16 protein-coding genes and 1 riboswitch are annotated in these 15,648 nt (G+C 60.4%); of the genes, 8 read left to right on the forward strand and 8 right to left on the reverse strand.

Features of this window, described 5'->3' with window-relative positions:
• Positions 1 to 198: 198 nt before the first annotated feature.
• The 6 genes from FP026_RS03750 to FP026_RS03775 all read right to left on the reverse strand — a co-directional run bounded on the left by FP026_RS03750 (position 199) and on the right by FP026_RS03775 (position 5,689).
• The gene (locus FP026_RS03750) at positions 199 to 1,419 is read right to left on the reverse strand and encodes a DUF1501 domain-containing protein (RefSeq protein WP_149633282.1); all 1,221 of its coding nucleotides are present in this window, start codon (positions 1,417 to 1,419) and stop codon (positions 199 to 201) included.
• 2 nt (positions 1,420 to 1,421) lie between these two features.
• Positions 1,422 to 2,996, reverse strand: coding sequence for a DUF1800 domain-containing protein (locus FP026_RS03755; protein WP_149633283.1), 1,575 nt, complete (start codon positions 2,994 to 2,996; stop codon positions 1,422 to 1,424).
• Between the two features lie 75 nt (positions 2,997 to 3,071).
• The gene (locus FP026_RS03760; protein WP_149633284.1) at positions 3,072 to 3,521 is read right to left on the reverse strand and encodes a periplasmic heavy metal sensor; all 450 of its coding nucleotides are present in this window, start codon (positions 3,519 to 3,521) and stop codon (positions 3,072 to 3,074) included.
• Positions 3,518 to 3,967 carry a hypothetical protein gene (locus FP026_RS03765; RefSeq protein ID WP_149633285.1) on the reverse strand — a complete coding sequence of 150 codons (450 nt, stop codon included), beginning with the start codon at positions 3,965 to 3,967 and terminating at the stop codon, positions 3,518 to 3,520. The genes FP026_RS03760 and FP026_RS03765 overlap by 4 nt, the downstream gene beginning before the upstream one ends.
• Complete coding sequence (locus FP026_RS03770) at positions 3,960 to 4,691, reverse strand: RNA polymerase sigma factor (protein WP_281408571.1); 732 nt, start codon at positions 4,689 to 4,691, stop codon at positions 3,960 to 3,962. Before FP026_RS03770 ends, FP026_RS03765 begins: the two co-directional genes overlap by 8 nt.
• A 200-nt stretch (positions 4,692 to 4,891) precedes the next feature.
• Complete coding sequence (locus FP026_RS03775) at positions 4,892 to 5,689, reverse strand: EF-hand domain-containing protein (protein WP_149633287.1); 798 nt, start codon at positions 5,687 to 5,689, stop codon at positions 4,892 to 4,894.
• A 487-nt stretch (positions 5,690 to 6,176) separates the two neighbouring features.
• Here FP026_RS03775 and FP026_RS03780 point away from each other — a divergent pair, with 487 nt between their 5' ends.
• On the forward strand, positions 6,177 to 6,818 hold the full coding sequence (locus FP026_RS03780) for a TetR family transcriptional regulator (RefSeq protein WP_149633288.1): 642 nt from the start codon (positions 6,177 to 6,179) through the stop codon (positions 6,816 to 6,818).
• 158 nt (positions 6,819 to 6,976) lie between these two features.
• Here the strand turns inward: FP026_RS03780 and FP026_RS03785 are convergent, their stop codons facing one another.
• Positions 6,977 to 8,068, reverse strand: a complete 1,092-nt coding sequence (locus tag FP026_RS03785) for a porin (protein ID WP_149633289.1) — start codon at positions 8,066 to 8,068, stop codon at positions 6,977 to 6,979.
• A 492-nt stretch (positions 8,069 to 8,560) separates the two neighbouring features.
• On the opposite strand from FP026_RS03785, the gene FP026_RS03790 reads away from it, so the two are divergent.
• The 7 genes from FP026_RS03790 (at position 8,561) to FP026_RS03820 (ending at position 14,554) form a co-directional block, all read left to right on the forward strand.
• On the forward strand, positions 8,561 to 9,304 hold the full coding sequence (locus tag FP026_RS03790) for a hypothetical protein (RefSeq protein WP_149633290.1): 744 nt from the start codon (positions 8,561 to 8,563) through the stop codon (positions 9,302 to 9,304).
• Between the two features lie 133 nt (positions 9,305 to 9,437).
• Positions 9,438 to 9,570: riboswitch (TPP riboswitch) on the forward strand.
• Between the two features lie 92 nt (positions 9,571 to 9,662).
• On the forward strand, positions 9,663 to 11,489 hold the full coding sequence (gene thiC / locus FP026_RS03795) for a phosphomethylpyrimidine synthase ThiC (RefSeq protein WP_149633291.1): 1,827 nt from the start codon (positions 9,663 to 9,665) through the stop codon (positions 11,487 to 11,489).
• Position 11,490: 1 nt separating this feature from the next.
• Complete coding sequence (gene thiO, locus FP026_RS03800) at positions 11,491 to 12,471, forward strand: glycine oxidase ThiO (protein ID WP_149633292.1); 981 nt, start codon at positions 11,491 to 11,493, stop codon at positions 12,469 to 12,471.
• Positions 12,462 to 12,659 (forward strand): sulfur carrier protein ThiS, encoded by a 198-nt coding sequence (gene thiS / locus FP026_RS03805; RefSeq protein ID WP_149633293.1) that lies wholly within the window; start codon positions 12,462 to 12,464, stop codon positions 12,657 to 12,659. The genes thiO and thiS overlap by 10 nt, the downstream gene beginning before the upstream one ends.
• Before the next feature lie 2 nt (positions 12,660 to 12,661).
• Positions 12,662 to 13,435 carry a thiazole synthase gene (locus FP026_RS03810; protein WP_149633294.1) on the forward strand — a complete coding sequence of 258 codons (774 nt, stop codon included), beginning with the start codon at positions 12,662 to 12,664 and terminating at the stop codon, positions 13,433 to 13,435.
• Complete coding sequence (locus tag FP026_RS03815) at positions 13,432 to 14,043, forward strand: thiamine phosphate synthase (protein WP_149633295.1); 612 nt, start codon at positions 13,432 to 13,434, stop codon at positions 14,041 to 14,043. Before FP026_RS03810 ends, FP026_RS03815 begins: the two co-directional genes overlap by 4 nt.
• Positions 14,044 to 14,197: 154 nt before the next feature.
• Entirely contained in the window at positions 14,198 to 14,554 is a 357-nt protein-coding gene (locus FP026_RS03820) for a hypothetical protein (protein WP_149633296.1), read from the forward strand.
• Positions 14,555 to 14,666: 112 nt separating this feature from the next.
• Here the strand turns inward: FP026_RS03820 and FP026_RS03825 are convergent, their stop codons facing one another.
• Positions 14,667 to 15,527 carry an urea carboxylase-associated family protein gene (locus tag FP026_RS03825; RefSeq protein ID WP_149633297.1) on the reverse strand — a complete coding sequence of 287 codons (861 nt, stop codon included), beginning with the start codon at positions 15,525 to 15,527 and terminating at the stop codon, positions 14,667 to 14,669.
• Positions 15,528 to 15,648: the final 121 nt, after the last annotated feature.

Genomic DNA, 15,648 nt, shown 5'->3' on the forward strand with positions numbered 1-15,648 from the left:
CATAGCAGAATTCTAATCCATGCATCAGAAAGTAGTGGGCACTACACAATGATTCGTGCACGTTTTTGGGGAGGCGTGTCGATTCCGCAACATTGACGGTTGCTATTCGCGGCAGTTGTGCACCACGCGGCACAACACATACAGCTAACGGCTGATTATTTAGGCCGGCCGCGATCAGTCAAGTGATCGGAACACCGCTCAGACGATCAGCCCTTTCATCGGCAAGACCTGATCGGATCCCGGGAAGACATCACGCGTCAATATGGCAGGCGATGCGCCAAGCAGATCGACGGCAATGCCCTTGACGACGGCGCGCAAATCCGTGGTGGCAGCCAGATCACGCCCGTCGCGCAATTGCGCCTGCTTGAGGCCGGGCCAATCGGCGATTACCCGGCCACCCTTGATTGCGCCACCGGCAAGGAATGCGGTCGTTCCGGTGCCATGATCCGTGCCCTGCGTGCCATTGACCTGCGCCGTGCGGCCGAATTCGGTCGCGACGAGAATGGCGGTATCCTTCCATGCGGGGCCGAGTTCCTGCTGGAATGCGGCAAAGGAGTTGTCGAGCCCGACGAGAAGCTTGTTGAGCCGACCCACCTCGCCGGCATGGGTATCCCATCCTTCGAAGGCAAGTGCGGCGACGCGGGGACCGTCGTCCTGCGCCAATAGGCGCGCGGCACCTCTTGCCATCTGTTCCATGCCCGTGGGGTCACCCGGTCCGCCCCTTGCCTTGACGTCAAGGCCGGCAGCGATCTTGCCCGTCGAAATGCCCTCGGCCAGGATTTTCGCAAAGAGCGGATCGGTGTGATTGTAGAGATCCATCAGGCGTGGCGGCAGGTCGTCGCTGACCGGCTGCAGATTGGACGGCGACCAGCCGAGCACCGGCGCCTTGCCGCGAATGACTAGCGGTGCATTGGCACCGACGGACAGGCCACGGACCTCCGAGGATCCCGGTGAAACCTTGTCGCCCTTCGGTAGCCCTTCCAGCAGCCGGTTGAGCCAACCGGATTCGACGCGGCCGGGCATCTCGTAGCCGGACTCCAAAACGTCCTGCCCGTCGAAATGCGATCGGTCACGATAGGGTGTTGCGCTGGCATGCACGACCGCCGCCTGTCCTGCGCGATAGAGCCGATTGAAATTCGGCATCGACGGATGCAGCGCGAAAAAGCTGTCGAGTGGGAGGGCGGCGTTGGAGCCGCTGGTCGTCATGGCGATCGACTGCCGCAGCGTCTGGTAATCAGGATCGCCGACGGGCGGGACAGCCGTCAATCCATCGAGCGCGCCGCGCAGGATGATGGTGACGAAGCGCGGATCGCGGCCGCCGGCGGCATGGGCGAAGCGCGGGATGAAGGCCCAGGCGAATAAGGCGCCGGAAGCACCTAGCACGGCACGACGGGTGGGAGTCATGAGTTCGCAGGTCATGGTCATCGCCTTTGAAATTCGGGGGAAAGATATGCGATCGCCAGCCCCTGATTGCGGGTCTCGGCGCGCGATACGGCCTGCAGCGTCTCATTCGAAAGCAGCGGCCCCAGGCTGTCGGAAACGAACCGGCGTGGATCGACCTGCGGCGGCGCAGCGCTGGCGATCATGTTGGCGACATCCATGCGCATGCTGAGGCTCTCGCTGGAGGCCCAGACATCGACGGTGTCGGCAAAGCCGTTGGGGCCGGCCGGCGCCCAGAAGGGCTGGCCCATGGCGGTCAAGGCACCGAGAATGACATTCGGTTTCGGCGTCTCGCCGCTCGCCCGCAGAAGTGCTGCCATGAATTCGAGCGGCGAGCGAACCTTCGACAATGCCGGGTTCCAAGCGTCTTCGGAGGCGATCAGCGCCCGGTAGACCGCGGAAAGATCGCCATCCGTCTTGCTGAAGGTCGCAGCGACGGTCTGCACGAGGGTCGGCGGCGGGGTATCTGCGACGAAATGCCGGACGAGCTTGGTGGCGATATGCTGTGCCGTCGCCGGATGACGGGCGAGATCCCGCAGCGCCTCCCGCCCCTGCCCGACGCCATTATCGGCATAGGTGAGGCCAAGCAGCGTCTGATCGCCGGGTTCATGCGCGCCTGCGTTGAAGACGAAGGTGCCGGGTGCGCCGAGCTTTCCCTCTGCGCGTGCCACCGTCCAGCCGGTGATGATCTTTGCAAGCGTCGTCACATCGGTCTGGGTATAGCCGCCATTGACGCCGAGTGTGTGCAGTTCCAGCGTTTCGCGGGCGAGATTTTCGTTGAGACCGCGCGTCTTGTTGGCATTGGCCTTGGAGTTCGGCCCGATCGACTGCTGGTTGTCGAGATAGCCAAGCATGGCCGGATGGGTCTCGACGGCGAGCAGCATATCCGCGAAACGACCGAAGACATGCGGCCGGATGGCCTCGCGCTCGAAGGCGCCGGCAACGATATGGACCTCCTCGCTCTTTGAGACGGCAACAGCGAAATGGTTCGCCCAGAACATGGCGAGCCGCTCGCCGAAACCGATCAGCGGCTGACGGATGGTGCCGTTGAAACGAGCATCCGCTTCGGCCAGCAGGATCTGCTGCGGAAGATAGGCCATTGCGGGCTTTTCCAGCTTCCCGACCACCTTGCCGATCGCCGTTGTCATTGCCTGGTTGGTCACTTGGGCCTGGTTGGTCACTTGGGCCTGGTTCGCCGCTTGGGTCTGATTGGCCGGCTGGGGCTGATTGCTTGACTGGGCGGCCATGACATCCGACGGCTGCGTAGGCGGCTGTTGCGGCCCTTGTGCCGGCTTGTTCTGCTGCGCCGCGGCGGCTGTTGCGGCCTGCTGCCTTGCCTCCTTGCGCTGCTCTTGGAATGCATAGAGGGAAACGAGAAGATCGGCCGTGGATTGAAGCTGCGGCCCGACGGGTACGGGCACGAAGCGCTCGGTGATTTCCTCCATCAGCGCTCCGCGCGGATCCGGTGCGATCGACGCGGTGCCGTTATGATCAGCCCCTAGCCCAAACCGGGAAAGGGCGAGCGCGGCATAAACGTCATTCGATTGCTGAGCCATGTTCCTGCCAACTCCTGCATCAAACATGCTCCTTAAACGCGGGGTTCGTTCCGATCCGTCGCTTGGCAAGTATGATCATTTTGTGGCAGCGGCTCTCGGCGCGCCGCGGCGAACGAGGCTTTCGGCAAGCGCCCGGCGTTCGTCGTAGGAGAGCGTTGCGGCGAGGTCGACGGCGCGCTCCTCCAGCTTCGCCCTGAGACCGATATCGGCATTGCGCGCCCGCGCCAGGGCAGCCAGCAGCGCTTCCTTGTCCAGCATCGGCTGCCCCAGGATGGAAGCGGCGTCCACCTTGGCCTGCTGCGCTTCGAGAATGGTCTGCCGGTTGTCCTTGCGCGCCTCGTTGAGTGCGGCACGCAAAGCTTTCTTCTGCGCGGAAGGCAGTTGCTCGCCGGCAAGCGGCATCATCCCCGCACGCGCCTGCGTCTTGCGGATCCAGGTCAAGCCGCCGCCCGCCAATGCTCCGATCAGGAACGTATTCAGTACCAGCAGGGAAATGACCACTATTCTAAAACTGCGATCCGTCATTGGCTGTCCTGCACTATGCCCGCGTCCGGCCCGATGTCGCCGAACATGGTTGCGGTTCCGTCGGAGACGACTGAAGTATCGGATGTCAGGCTGGGCGTCAGCACGGCAATAGCGATGCTGCCGGCAAGCGCGCCGGCGATGCCGACGCCGACAAGGCCGATGCCGGCGGAACCGAAACGGAACCAATTTCTAATTGTCAGGCGGCGAGCGAAGTTTTTAAGGATTCGGCGTTGCAGATCCACATGGCCCGGTCTGACGACATAGGTATCGAGCAATGCATCCAGATCGGCGGCGCGAGAGAGAATTCCGGCTGCGGCCGGGTCTTTCGCAAATTCCCGCGCGGCGGCGCGCTCAGCCTGCGGCCACCGGGCGATATCGCCGCCATAAGCAGCGGTCAGCTCCTCGAATCGCCCGGCATTCATCGGACCTGCGATATTCTCAACCATCGCCCTGTTCCTTCAACAAAAGCAGCTGTAATGAGCGCCGTCCACGCGCAAGCAAGCTCTCCAGTGCGTCGACGCTGACGTCCATGATCTCGGCCGCCTCGGCATTCGACAGCGCCTGATAATAGACCAGAATGATCGCCTCGCGCTGCCGGGGCGCGATCATCTGCATCGCCCGCTCCACACGCTTGGACGGATCCTCCTCGCTTATCAGGCCCGCATCCGGCGCCGGCCCTTCATATTCGATGTCCGGCGGATGCTCGGCGAGAACATCCTTACGTCGGCGCAAGCGATCATAGCAAAGGTTGATCGCCACGCGATGCACCCAGGTACTGAAGCGGGCATTGCGCTGACGCCAGCCGCCGGCATTGCGCCAGACACGCAGAAGCGTCTCCTGCGCCACATCCTCGGCTTCGCTTGCATCGCCGAGCATACGGGTCGCCACGGCGATGATGCGCGGCAGCTGCCTTGCCACCATCATACGCATTGCCGGAACGTCACCAGCGGCGATACGACCAAGCAGATCCTCATCCGCGTCGCCGCTCCTGGGCGCGCGATCCCACTTCATCGACAATCGCCACCGCTCCTGTTTCGCGCGATACCGGCATGGCGTGCCGCCCGGCTCGGGCTTTCGGCAAAAAAGCTCTGCCCGGCCGTCAAATCCGGCAAGCGGCTCCTGTCGGATCGCGGCATCTCGGTCAGCGTATCGTCCTTCGACATCAAACATGGGTTCGCAAGGATTGAACGGGCTATCCGCCGAATTCCGTCGCTCTCACATCGAGGATTTTCGGATTTTTCTCCCGCATCTGGCAACCGTCCATCGGGCGAATATAAAAAGAGCCGGCGCACCCGGACGTGGAGGCCCCAACGTCTCTTGTCCGGGTTGCCGGCGCTACACATGGATTAAATGCGAAATTTCATGCCCGATCAGAGCGTCAGCAGATCGCTCGTCGTCTGGTCTTGTTCATTGAATGTATAGAAACTGCCGAAGTCCGGCAGCTGCGGCCTCATGACGTGCTCGAACTGGCTCTGCGTCAACGATCCGGAACCGGACGTATCGAGGCTCTTGAACAGCGCCGTTGCCTGATTTTCGCTGACATCGGATGGACGGGCAGCAACGAACTCGGATTCACTCACATTGCCGTCACCATCCTTGTCCATGGAGGAAAACGCGGTGGAGAGCTCGTCGTCGCTCATCTGGCTGCCCGGTGGTGGTGGCGGCTGCCGACCCGCCTGCATGGCATTTTCAAGCTGCGATTCGCTGAGCGAGTCGGTATTGTTTTGATCGAAGCTCTCGAACAGTTGCTGCGCCTGATCTTCGCTGACGTCGGACGGCCGAGCAGCAACAAATTCTGCCTCGCTGATATCGCCGTCGCCATTGGTGTCCATGGCGCTGATCATATCGCTCTGTTTGCCGGAAGCGGAAGTCTGCCCGGTGCTCGATGTCGAGTCGGTCGAATCACCATCCGAATTCGAGGGCGAGCCGTCGCTGCCGCTATTGGCCTGCAGATTGAGAATGATGTTCATCAGTTGCGCGATCAGCTGTTCCGCCGAAGCAAGCTGGGACGAGTCGTCCGAAGAGGACAAGGAATCCGTGCCGGAAGAATCGCTCGAGGAGCTGCGGGACAGCAGCGAAGAGATGGAATCGTCGTCGCTCGACGATGAGGAGCGCAACGTCTTATGCTGGTAATAATTATTTGAAGAGACTGAGGTAATGCTCGTCATTGGGGCCTCCAGATATGAGCGTTGAGAGGAACTCACATGGCTTACGCGTACCCGATTTGAACTTGGCTATCGCCAGGCTTCGTCGCGCCAGAGCGACGGCTTGACGTCGATAGTCGATAAGAGCGGATGGAGTTGCGAACGCCGAAGATCAAACGCGCCCTTTGCCCCGATTTGACTGGCGCATCGGTTCCCGGGCGAGCGAACTCGGCTTCGTGCAGCCAATATAGTGCCGTCATGGCTACATATTAGCATCCGCACATTTTCGACTTTTCACTTCCCAACGCGGGGAAATTGAACGCGGAAACTTGCGCGTGGCTTATAGGCGCTTGACGAAGGCCTCCTGTTACGATTTCCTTCCCCAATTTTAGGGGATTATATAATTCGGCCGCATTGCTGGTATGAGGAGTTTCCAGCGATAAGCGGCAACGGTGGGGTAAGAATGCCAGAAAAAAGGGGTCCAGCTTGACTGATTTCTGTGGAGACGTGAATGAGGCGCACTAAGGAGGAGGCGGCGGAGACGAGGAGCGAGATCTTGCATTCGGCAAAGGCTTTGTTTCTCGACAAGGGCTACGAGAATGTCAGCCTCGAGGAGATAGCCGCAGCGGCTGGTGTAACGCGGGGGGCGGTGCACTGGCATTTCAAGAACAAGCAAGGGCTGATGTTCGCGATCCGCGATGAGGCGCAGCAGCCATTTCAGGAATTGGCCGAGCGGATGTCGAAGGAGCTCCCGACAAATCCGCTTGATCTTGTGGCAGAGGCGATTGCCGGGATATTCGACGATGTCCAGGGCGATCCGCGCAAGAGAAGCATGCTGAAGGTGATGATGCACCTCGACATGGCCTTTTGCGACGGCACCACGAGCCGCGCCAGCTCCTTCCGGCACGATATGCACGAGCACTTCGAACGCATATTCACCCTGATGAATGAGAAGACGAAGCTGCCAGCGCCATGGACGCCGGATACGGCCGCCTCCGCGCTGACGGCGGTCATCGGCGGGCTGATCACCGAATGGACGCTCGACAGGGGCAATTTCCAGCTCGTGCCTTGCGGACAGATGTTCATCAAGATGATCTTGAAGACATGGTTCCCGCTGGAGCAGGCACATGAGGTAGAGACCTCGGCTGCATAAAGCAAATCAAGCAAAATCAAAGCTTTGAACGAAAAAAGGATCCGGAGGGAAAGCCGGATCCTTTACTTTGATCGGAGGTCAACCGATCGGTGAAAGAAGCCTGACGGATTGGAACATCAGGCTTCTCCATACCCGGCACGAGGCCGGGTAATTCACAATTAGAAGCTACGCTCGAAGCGCAGGATACCAGCCCACTGATCCTGGTTTACAGAATCGAAGTTGGTGTAGGAGACTTCCGGCTCGATGAGCAGGTTCTTGACCGGGTTCCACTTGACGTTCGTGGTCGCGGCAAAGATCTTCGAGTCGGTGTAGGCGAGCTGCAGGTTCCACTTCAGCTTTTCATTGATCGGAACGGCAACGCCGCCCCAAACAGCCCAGTCACCCCAGCCGCACTTCGACTCATCGTTAACGGGGCAAGCCGAACGATCGAGGTTGGTACCGGCATACTTGTTGAGCTTGTCGCCATCGGTGTTCCAGCCACCCATCAAGAAGGCCGAGAATACGCCGAAGTCAGCGTCAACGCGAGCTTTGATGGCGCCTTCTTCGACGATCGAGTCGTAACCGCCGACGACCTTGAAGCCCCATGCGCCAGACTTGAAGCCGGCACCGGCAACGACGTCGGGAGCGTAATGGTTGCCCTTGTCGTCAGACCACCAGCTGGAGCCATAGGAAGCATCCGAACCGCTGGAGTTCGAATCTTCAACCGAGATCACAGCCGTGAAGCCGTTGCCGGCGTCGTAGCTGTAGGTCAGCTGGTTGAGTTCGTACGGACCGTCATAGATCACGTCGTCGTTGATGACGTCGCCGGCATAACCGATGTAGTAGTTATACTGCGAATCGGCCTTACCGACGAGGAAACCGCCGAGGCTGATGTTGGCGAACAGCAGCTTGGTGGAGGTGGAGTTACCGTCGTTCCAGTCCCAACGGATGACCGTATTGGTCTTCAGCGGGCCGTATTCGGTGTCGGTCGCGGTGTCGACGCTCAGCTCTGCACGGGTGTGCCACAGCGTACCGTTCTTGCTGTTCGGGTTGTAGGCATCGTACCACTCGCCTTCGGTACGGACACGGCCGCCGATCTTGAGGCAGGTTTCCGTGCCCGGGATGAAGAAGTAACCAGCACCGTAAGCGTCGCAGATGCGGACGTATTCCAACGGCTCCGGCTCGGCAGCAACGATAGCGTCAGCTGCATGGGCACCGGAAACTGCTGCGAGCGCAGCAGCGGAGCCGAGAAGAAGGCTCTTGATATTCATATTAAACTCCTGGTTGTAATATGCATTTCTAATTTACCGCGAGCGCTGAGCTGGAAAACACCTTGAAGATTGGCTCGGTCGAAAACGCGACCGCACAGCCCGGCAAGTACGCACGTAATGTTGGCTTGAGTCCCCTCTAACCTCCATGATTGTCCCCGCGGCAAAGGTCTTGAAATGCCCCTACCGATCCGGCCGATCGCTCGACCGTAAGACAATTTCTGTCCTGCATCTGGCTTACAAACAGCCCGTATGTTTGTCAATTATATGAAACCTTGCCGGACGCCCGCCTGGCGTTAGTCTTGGTCGCTGTTGCTTAAATGCAACTGGGAACGGCAGGGCGAGGTCGGTTTCGCCCGAGGATCACGGGGAGAGCATCAAAGGCGCGAATGCACGGAAGGGCGCAGAAACAAAACTCAACAAATCGCTACACACAGAAATCTTGAATCTTCCTAGATTCCGGCGACTCGGGCCATTGGAAAGGGAAAATCGCGCATGAACGAGAATCGGTTGATCTTCATAGCGACTCCCTGTTTCGGCGGCCTCGTCACCAAGGATTATATGCAATCCATCTTTTCTCTGATGCAGACCGGCGCGCAGGCCGGCTTGCAACTGACGCTCGCCCTTCTCAGCAATGACGCGCTGATTACCCGAAGCCGCAATACGCTTGTGTCGTCCTTCCTGAACGATACGACGGCAACCCACATGCTCTTCATCGACGCCGATATTAGCTTCGAGCCTGATCAGGTGATGCGATTGCTGGATTCGGACAAGGACGTGGTCGCCGCCATGTATCCGATCAAGGACTACGACTGGGACACCGCCGCCCGTGTGGGTTCGCGCGATGGAGTGTCTCTTGCGGCAGCGGCACTCCACTATGTCGGAAGCCCGCTGGTCGGCCAGAGCGCCGAGCGCGACGGCGATTTCGTCAGCGCCGTCTATGCCGGCACAGGCATGCTTCTGATCAAGCGTGCCGTCATCGAAAGGATGATCGCCGCTTATCCCGAACTGCGCTACAATGCCATCCACGCCTATCCGAGCACCAAGCGCTCGCCAAGCACCCAATATGCCCTGTTCGAATGCATGGTCGAGGAAGGGACGGGCATTTATCTGAGCGAAGACTTCGCCTTCTGCCATCGCTGGCGCGCGCTCGGCGGCAAGATCTGGCTCGATACCGCCAGCAAGCTCTCCCACACCGGCCCTCACCGCTTCATCGGCAACACCGCGCCTCGCTATTGAAGTGACGCCATGCCGGCAACCCGCTTAAGCACGTTTAAATGGTAGATTCCCCGATGTGCCGAGCGCTGCTTCCCAGGAAAATGCAATCATTGATGCAGGGTTGACAGAAGCCGAAGGGAGAGCATAGCCTTTCAGCATTCACCAGGGGGGTCCCGGCAAGGGGCTGAGATACTGCTGGACAATACGGCTTAGCCGATTTGTAGCGCAGTGACCCGTTGAACCTGATCCAGTTCATACTGGCGTAGGGACGGTGCAAGCGCTCGAAGGTTTCGGATTCCCGCGTGGATTCCATGTCGGCGTCTTTTCATCATTCCGGCTGATTGACTGGGTCTCCAACCACAACTTGGAGCCTCAAACCATGACCATTGCCGCAAAGAACCTCACCCCGACCGTCACAACCGGCCCCCTGCCGGCGTCGCGGAAGATCTACATTCCAGGAGATATACACACCGACATCCGCGTGCCGATGCGTGAGATCAGCGTCCATCCGACATCGGGCGAACCGCCAGTCGTCGTCTATGATTCCTCCGGCCCCTACACGATCGAGGGCGCCGATATCACCATCGAGCAGGGCCTGTCGCAGCTCCGCCGCGACTGGGTGCTCGCCCGCGGTGATGTCGAAGCCTATGAAGGCCGCCATGTGCGCCCCGAAGACAACGGCTTCGTCACCGGCGAACGGCTGACACCAGAGTTTCCGGCCAAGCGCCAGCCGCTGCGCGCCAAGGACGGCAAGGCCGTCACGCAGCTCGCCTATGCGCGCGCCGGCATCATCACGCCGGAGATGGAATTCATCGCCATTCGCGAGAATCTCGGCCGCAAGGCGAAGGCCGAAACCCTGATTCGCGACGGCGAAAGCTTCGGCGCTCATATTCCCGACCATGTGACGCCGGAATTCGTCCGTCAGGAAGTCGCCGCCGGGCGGGCGATCATCCCTGCCAACATTAATCATCCCGAGAGCGAGCCGATGATCATCGGCCGGAATTTCCTTGTGAAGATCAACGCCAATATCGGCAACTCCGCCGTCACCTCCTCCATGGCCGAAGAGGTCGAGAAGATGGTCTGGGCCGCCCGTTGGGGCGCCGATACCGTCATGGATCTTTCGACCGGCCGCAATATTCACAACATCCGCGAATGGATCATCCGCAATTCGCCGCTGCCGATCGGCACGGTACCGCTCTACCAGGCTCTGGAAAAGGTCGGTGGCATTGCCGAGGAGCTCACCTGGGAGGTCTATCGCGACACGCTGATCGAGCAGGCCGAACAGGGTGTCGACTATTTCACCATCCATGCCGGCGTGCGACTGCATTATATTCCGCTCACCGTCAATCGCGTCACCGGCATCGTTTCGCGCGGCGGCTCGATCATGGCCAAGTGGTGCCTCCATCACCATCGCGAGAGCTTCCTTTACGAGCATTTCGAGGAAATCTGCGATATCTGCCGCGCCTATGACGTCTCCTTCTCCCTCGGCGACGGCCTGCGCCCCGGCTCGATCGCCGATGCCAACGATGCCGCGCAGTTTGCCGAACTCGAGACGCTCGGCGAACTGACGAAGATTGCCTGGGCAAAAGACTGTCAGGTAATGATCGAAGGCCCTGGCCATGTGCCGATGCACAAGATCAAGGAGAACATGGACAAGCAGCTCGCCGTCTGCGGCGAGGCGCCCTTCTACACGCTCGGACCGCTGACGACGGATATCGCGCCGGGCTACGATCACATCACCTCGGGCATCGGCGCTGCCATGATCGGCTGGTTCGGCACGGCGATGCTCTGCTACGTCACGCCGAAGGAGCATCTCGGCCTGCCCGACCGTAACGACGTCAAGACCGGTGTCATCACCTATAAGATCGCCGCCCATGCGGCGGATCTCGCCAAGGGGCATCCGGCCGCTCAGGTCCGCGACGACGCGTTGTCGCGCGCCCGCTTCGAATTCCGCTGGGAAGACCAGTTCAACCTGTCGCTCGACCCCGACACCGCCCGCAGCTTCCATGACGAAACGCTACCGAAGGAAGCCCACAAGGTTGCGCATTTCTGCTCGATGTGTGGTCCGAAATTCTGCTCGATGCGGATCTCGCACGACATCCGCGCCGAGGCGCAGAAGGAAGGATTGGAGGCGATGGCGGCGAAATACCGCGAGGGCGGCGATCTCTATATGCCGGTCGAAACCCCTGCCCAGCCGGCCGAGTGACATGCGCATCCTCGTCAAAGGGGCCGGCGTTGCCGGCCTCACCGTCGCCAACGAACTGCATGCTCGCGGTGCCGAGGTGACGGTTGTCGACCCCAATGCGAATTTCCGCCGAGCCGCCTCATGGCTTGCCGGTGGAATGCTGGCGCCATGGTGCGAACGCGAAAGCGCCGATGAGGCCGTGCTCGAACGCGGCCGGGATTCTGCCGATCGATGGGACGCAATTCTGCCCGGCAAGGTCGTCCGCAACGGGACGCTTGTTGTCGCGCCGAACCGAGACCAAGGCGAGCTGAAGCGATTCGCCAGCCGCACGATGGGCTACCGCTGGGTCGAGGAGCCCGAAATCACCACCCTCGAACCCTCCCTTGCCGGCCGCTTCAGGCATGGCCTGTTCTTCCCGCAGGAAGCACATCTCAATCCTCGCGACGCCTTGCGGTCATTGAAGGGCGCTCTTTCGGCGAAAGGCGTGACATTTGTCGATCACATTGCGAATGACGCCGAATTTTCTGGCGTCATGGACTGCACGGGCGCCGCCGGTGTCGGCGAAAGCAGAGAATTGCGGGGCGTACGCGGCGAAATGCTCTATCTGCGGACGCAAGAGGTCACCCTTGCGCGGCCCGTCCGCCTGCTGCATCCGCGATTTCCCGTCTATATCGTGCCGCGCGGCGAAGGCCTGTTCATGGTCGGCGCGACGATGATCGAAACGGATTTCGAGGGGCCGATCACCGCCCGCTCGCTGATGGAACTCTTGAACGCCGCCTATGCGCTGCATCCCGCCTTCGCCGATGCCGCTATCGTCGAAACCGGCGCCGGCATCCGTCCCGCCTTTCCAGACAATCTTCCGCGCGTGACGCGGGAGGGCAAGACCATCCTTATCAATGGCCTTTATCGCCACGGCTTCCTGCTGGCGCCGACGATGACCGTAGAAGCCGCGGATCTCATCTTTTCCGGACACAACAGCGACAGGAACCGCCAATGCGCCTGATCATCAATGGCGAAGCACAGACCGTCGACGCAACCACGCTTTCGCAGCTCCTCGCCGCGCTCGAATACGAAGGCGAGTGGCTGGCAACCGCCGTCAATGGCGAACTCATCCATCGCGAAGAACGCGACGACCACGCCTTAGCCGACGACGACAGGATCGAGATCCTGACGCCGATGCAGGGAGGCTGACCATGATCGAACTCTACGGAGCCCGGATTGCATCGCATCTTCTTCTCGGCACGGCGCGCTATCCCTCCCCGGCCGTGCTGACGGAAGCCGTCAAGCGCTCGGCAACCGAAATCGTCACCGTATCGCTGCGCCGGGAAACGGCGGGCGGGCGCAATGGCGGTGCATTCTTCGAGATGATTCGCGAGCTTGGCGTTCGCGTTCTTCCCAATACCGCCGGCTGCCATGGTGTCTCGGAAGCGGTGCTAACAGCGAAGATGGCGCGTGAGGTCTTCCGGACCAACTGGATCAAGCTCGAAGTCATCGGTAACCACGACACGCTGCAGCCAGATGTCTTCGCGCTGGTGGAGGCGGCGAGAATTCTCACAGACGAGGGATTCGAGGTCTTTCCCTATACGACGGACGACCTCGTCGTCGCCGAACGACTGCTGGAGGCCGGATGTAAGGTGCTGATGCCCTGGTGCGCGCCGATCGGAACGGCGGTCGGTCCTCTCAATCTTTCCGCCCTTCGCTCGATGAGAGCGCATTTTCCGGAAGTGCCGTTGATCGTGGATGCCGGCATCGGCAGACCCTCGCATGCGGCCATCGTCATGGAACTCGGCTTCGATGCCGTGCTGCTCAATACGGCCGTCGCCGGCGCCGGCGATCCGGCCATGATGGCGGAAGCCTTTGCCAAGGCGATCGATGCCGGCAGACAGGCATTCGGCGCGGGCATGCTGGAGCCGCGCGATATGGCGGTGCCGTCGACACCGGTCATCGGAAAGGCGGTTTTCTCATGACACTCGATCCCTTCTATCTGATCGTCGATAGCGCCGCCTGGATAAAGAGGCTGGTGCCTCTTGGCGTCAACCTGGCGCAGCTGCGCATCAAGGATCGCACACAGGCGGAAATCCGTGCGGAAATTCGCGAATCGAAGGCAATTTGTGCCGCACATGGATGCCAGTTGATCGTCAACGACTATTGGCAGCTCGCGATCGACGAAGGCTGCGATTTCATCCATCTCGGCCAGGAAGATCTTGCCGCCGCCGATCTCGTGGCCATTCGCGCCGCCGGGTTGAAACTAGGGCTCTCGACGCATGACGAGGTGGAGTTGTCGACGGCACTGGCTGCCAAACCCGACTATATAGCCCTCGGGCCGATTTACCCGACCATCCTCAAGGCCATGCTCTGGGCGCCGCAGGGTCTGGAGCGCATCGGCCAATGGAAGGCCCACATCGGCAATATGCCACTTGTCGCGATCGGCGGCTTGACGGTCGAGCGTCTTACAGGCGTCTTCGAGCATGGAGCCGACATCGCCGCCGTCGTGACGGATATCACCCGCAATCATGACCCTGAATCGCGTGTGCTTGAATGGATAAGAGCGACAAGACGATTGCCCTCGCGCTGAAAAGCGAGGCCGCCTCGCTTTCGACTTGATTTCCAGGTCTTACATCCGATGAACGGCACATTCATGATATATTCAGCTGAACATAATCATGCTTAAAACGTTGATTAAGTGACTCGCGCATTCGCTGAGCATAAAGACTGCTTTGGAGGTAGTCATGATAAAGAAGACGGTTCTTACAGTTTTGCTGGCCGCTACGGTCGTAGGCGGCGCATTGGCGCCTGTCAGCAACGCACAGGCACAGTATTACGACGGCCGCCGCGGCGACTGGCGTGACGATGGCGGTTGGCGCCGCCACCATCATCACCACAATGGCGGCGCGATCGCGGGCGGTGTTGCCGCAGGTCTCCTCGGTGGCCTGATCGTCGGGGGCGCCCTTGCCAACAGAGGCCCGGTGTATGACAGAGGCCCTGTGTACGAAGCGCCTCCGCCGCGGTGCTGGTTGGAAAACCGTCAGGTCGACAACGCGTATGACGACGGCTGGCACTACGAGCGCGTTCGCGTGTGCAACTAAGCAATCAACCGAGCTCTGCCCGCTGGCAGATGCCTGGCTTGATAGACGACTTTAGGATTGCCGGCGGCCGAAACCGCCGGCAAACTGTTTTGGAGTCTTTCGGACGATCGGATTACAGTCCGTGTGTCCGGGGATAGGCGTTGCGCTCCGGAAAAACCCTGCCGGCAAGGCTTGCAGGCTTAGGCCGCCAGATCTCCACCCGCAATGGATAACCGGGCGCCGTATCGCTCGAATGTTCGCTGCCGCAATCACCGCCCGGGCAGGCCGAAAGAGCGCCGAGAAGATCAATCTCGGCGAAGAACTCGATGAAATCGCCAGGCCTCACCGGACTTGCCTTCATGAAATATTGAAAGGTGTCGCGCGTGAAACCGGTGCACATGAAGACGTTCAGCACGTCATGGACGTGAAACTCGGCTTCCTGGACCGAGATGTTCAGCTCCTTGGCGAGGGCGCGCGACAGGTTGGAATGGCAGCAACGGTGATAATCGTCACCGTTCAGCAGCCGGTTTGTATAGGGATCGCAACGCGTGCCGATCACATCGTGGACGCCGGCTCCATCCGCATCGAAACCGTACCAGCCGAGCGTATCGTGGGTGATCGTCGCCATCGGCCGCAGGTAAGGCAGATTGCTCCATAACCTGTCCCCGACGCCGACATGTGTGCCGTGCAGCGCACGCGTCTTGCCGCTGAAAAACCGCTCCGAAAGATCATCGGCATTCCACAGATTGAGGTCTCCGACCTGCGAGCCATCCACGCCGACGATGCGAAAGAAATGCCCCTTCGGCACGCGAAAGCTGCCGCCGTCGCGCGGCGGCACGATGACGTCTTCTATCTTGGCCATATCCCGCCGCGCAGCACGCAGCACCTCCATATCGGCTGGCGGCAGCGTCCCGTTCGGATAGACAACGACGGGCGGCTTGCGGCGCCGCTCCTCGGCATCCGCGGGAACAGGCATATCGAAAAGATTGTCCATAGCGACGTTTCATTCCTTACCGATCTAGAGCCGAACCATTCGTTTGCCTGCAATGTAAGGATATAAAGCCTCCGCGCAACGTCGATTGCGCTTGTGCTTTGGCTAAGTCCTACTTAGCCTT

The organism is Martinezella tropici, from assembly GCF_008370325.1.
Classification (GTDB): domain Bacteria; phylum Pseudomonadota; class Alphaproteobacteria; order Rhizobiales; family Rhizobiaceae; genus Rhizobium; species Rhizobium tropici_B.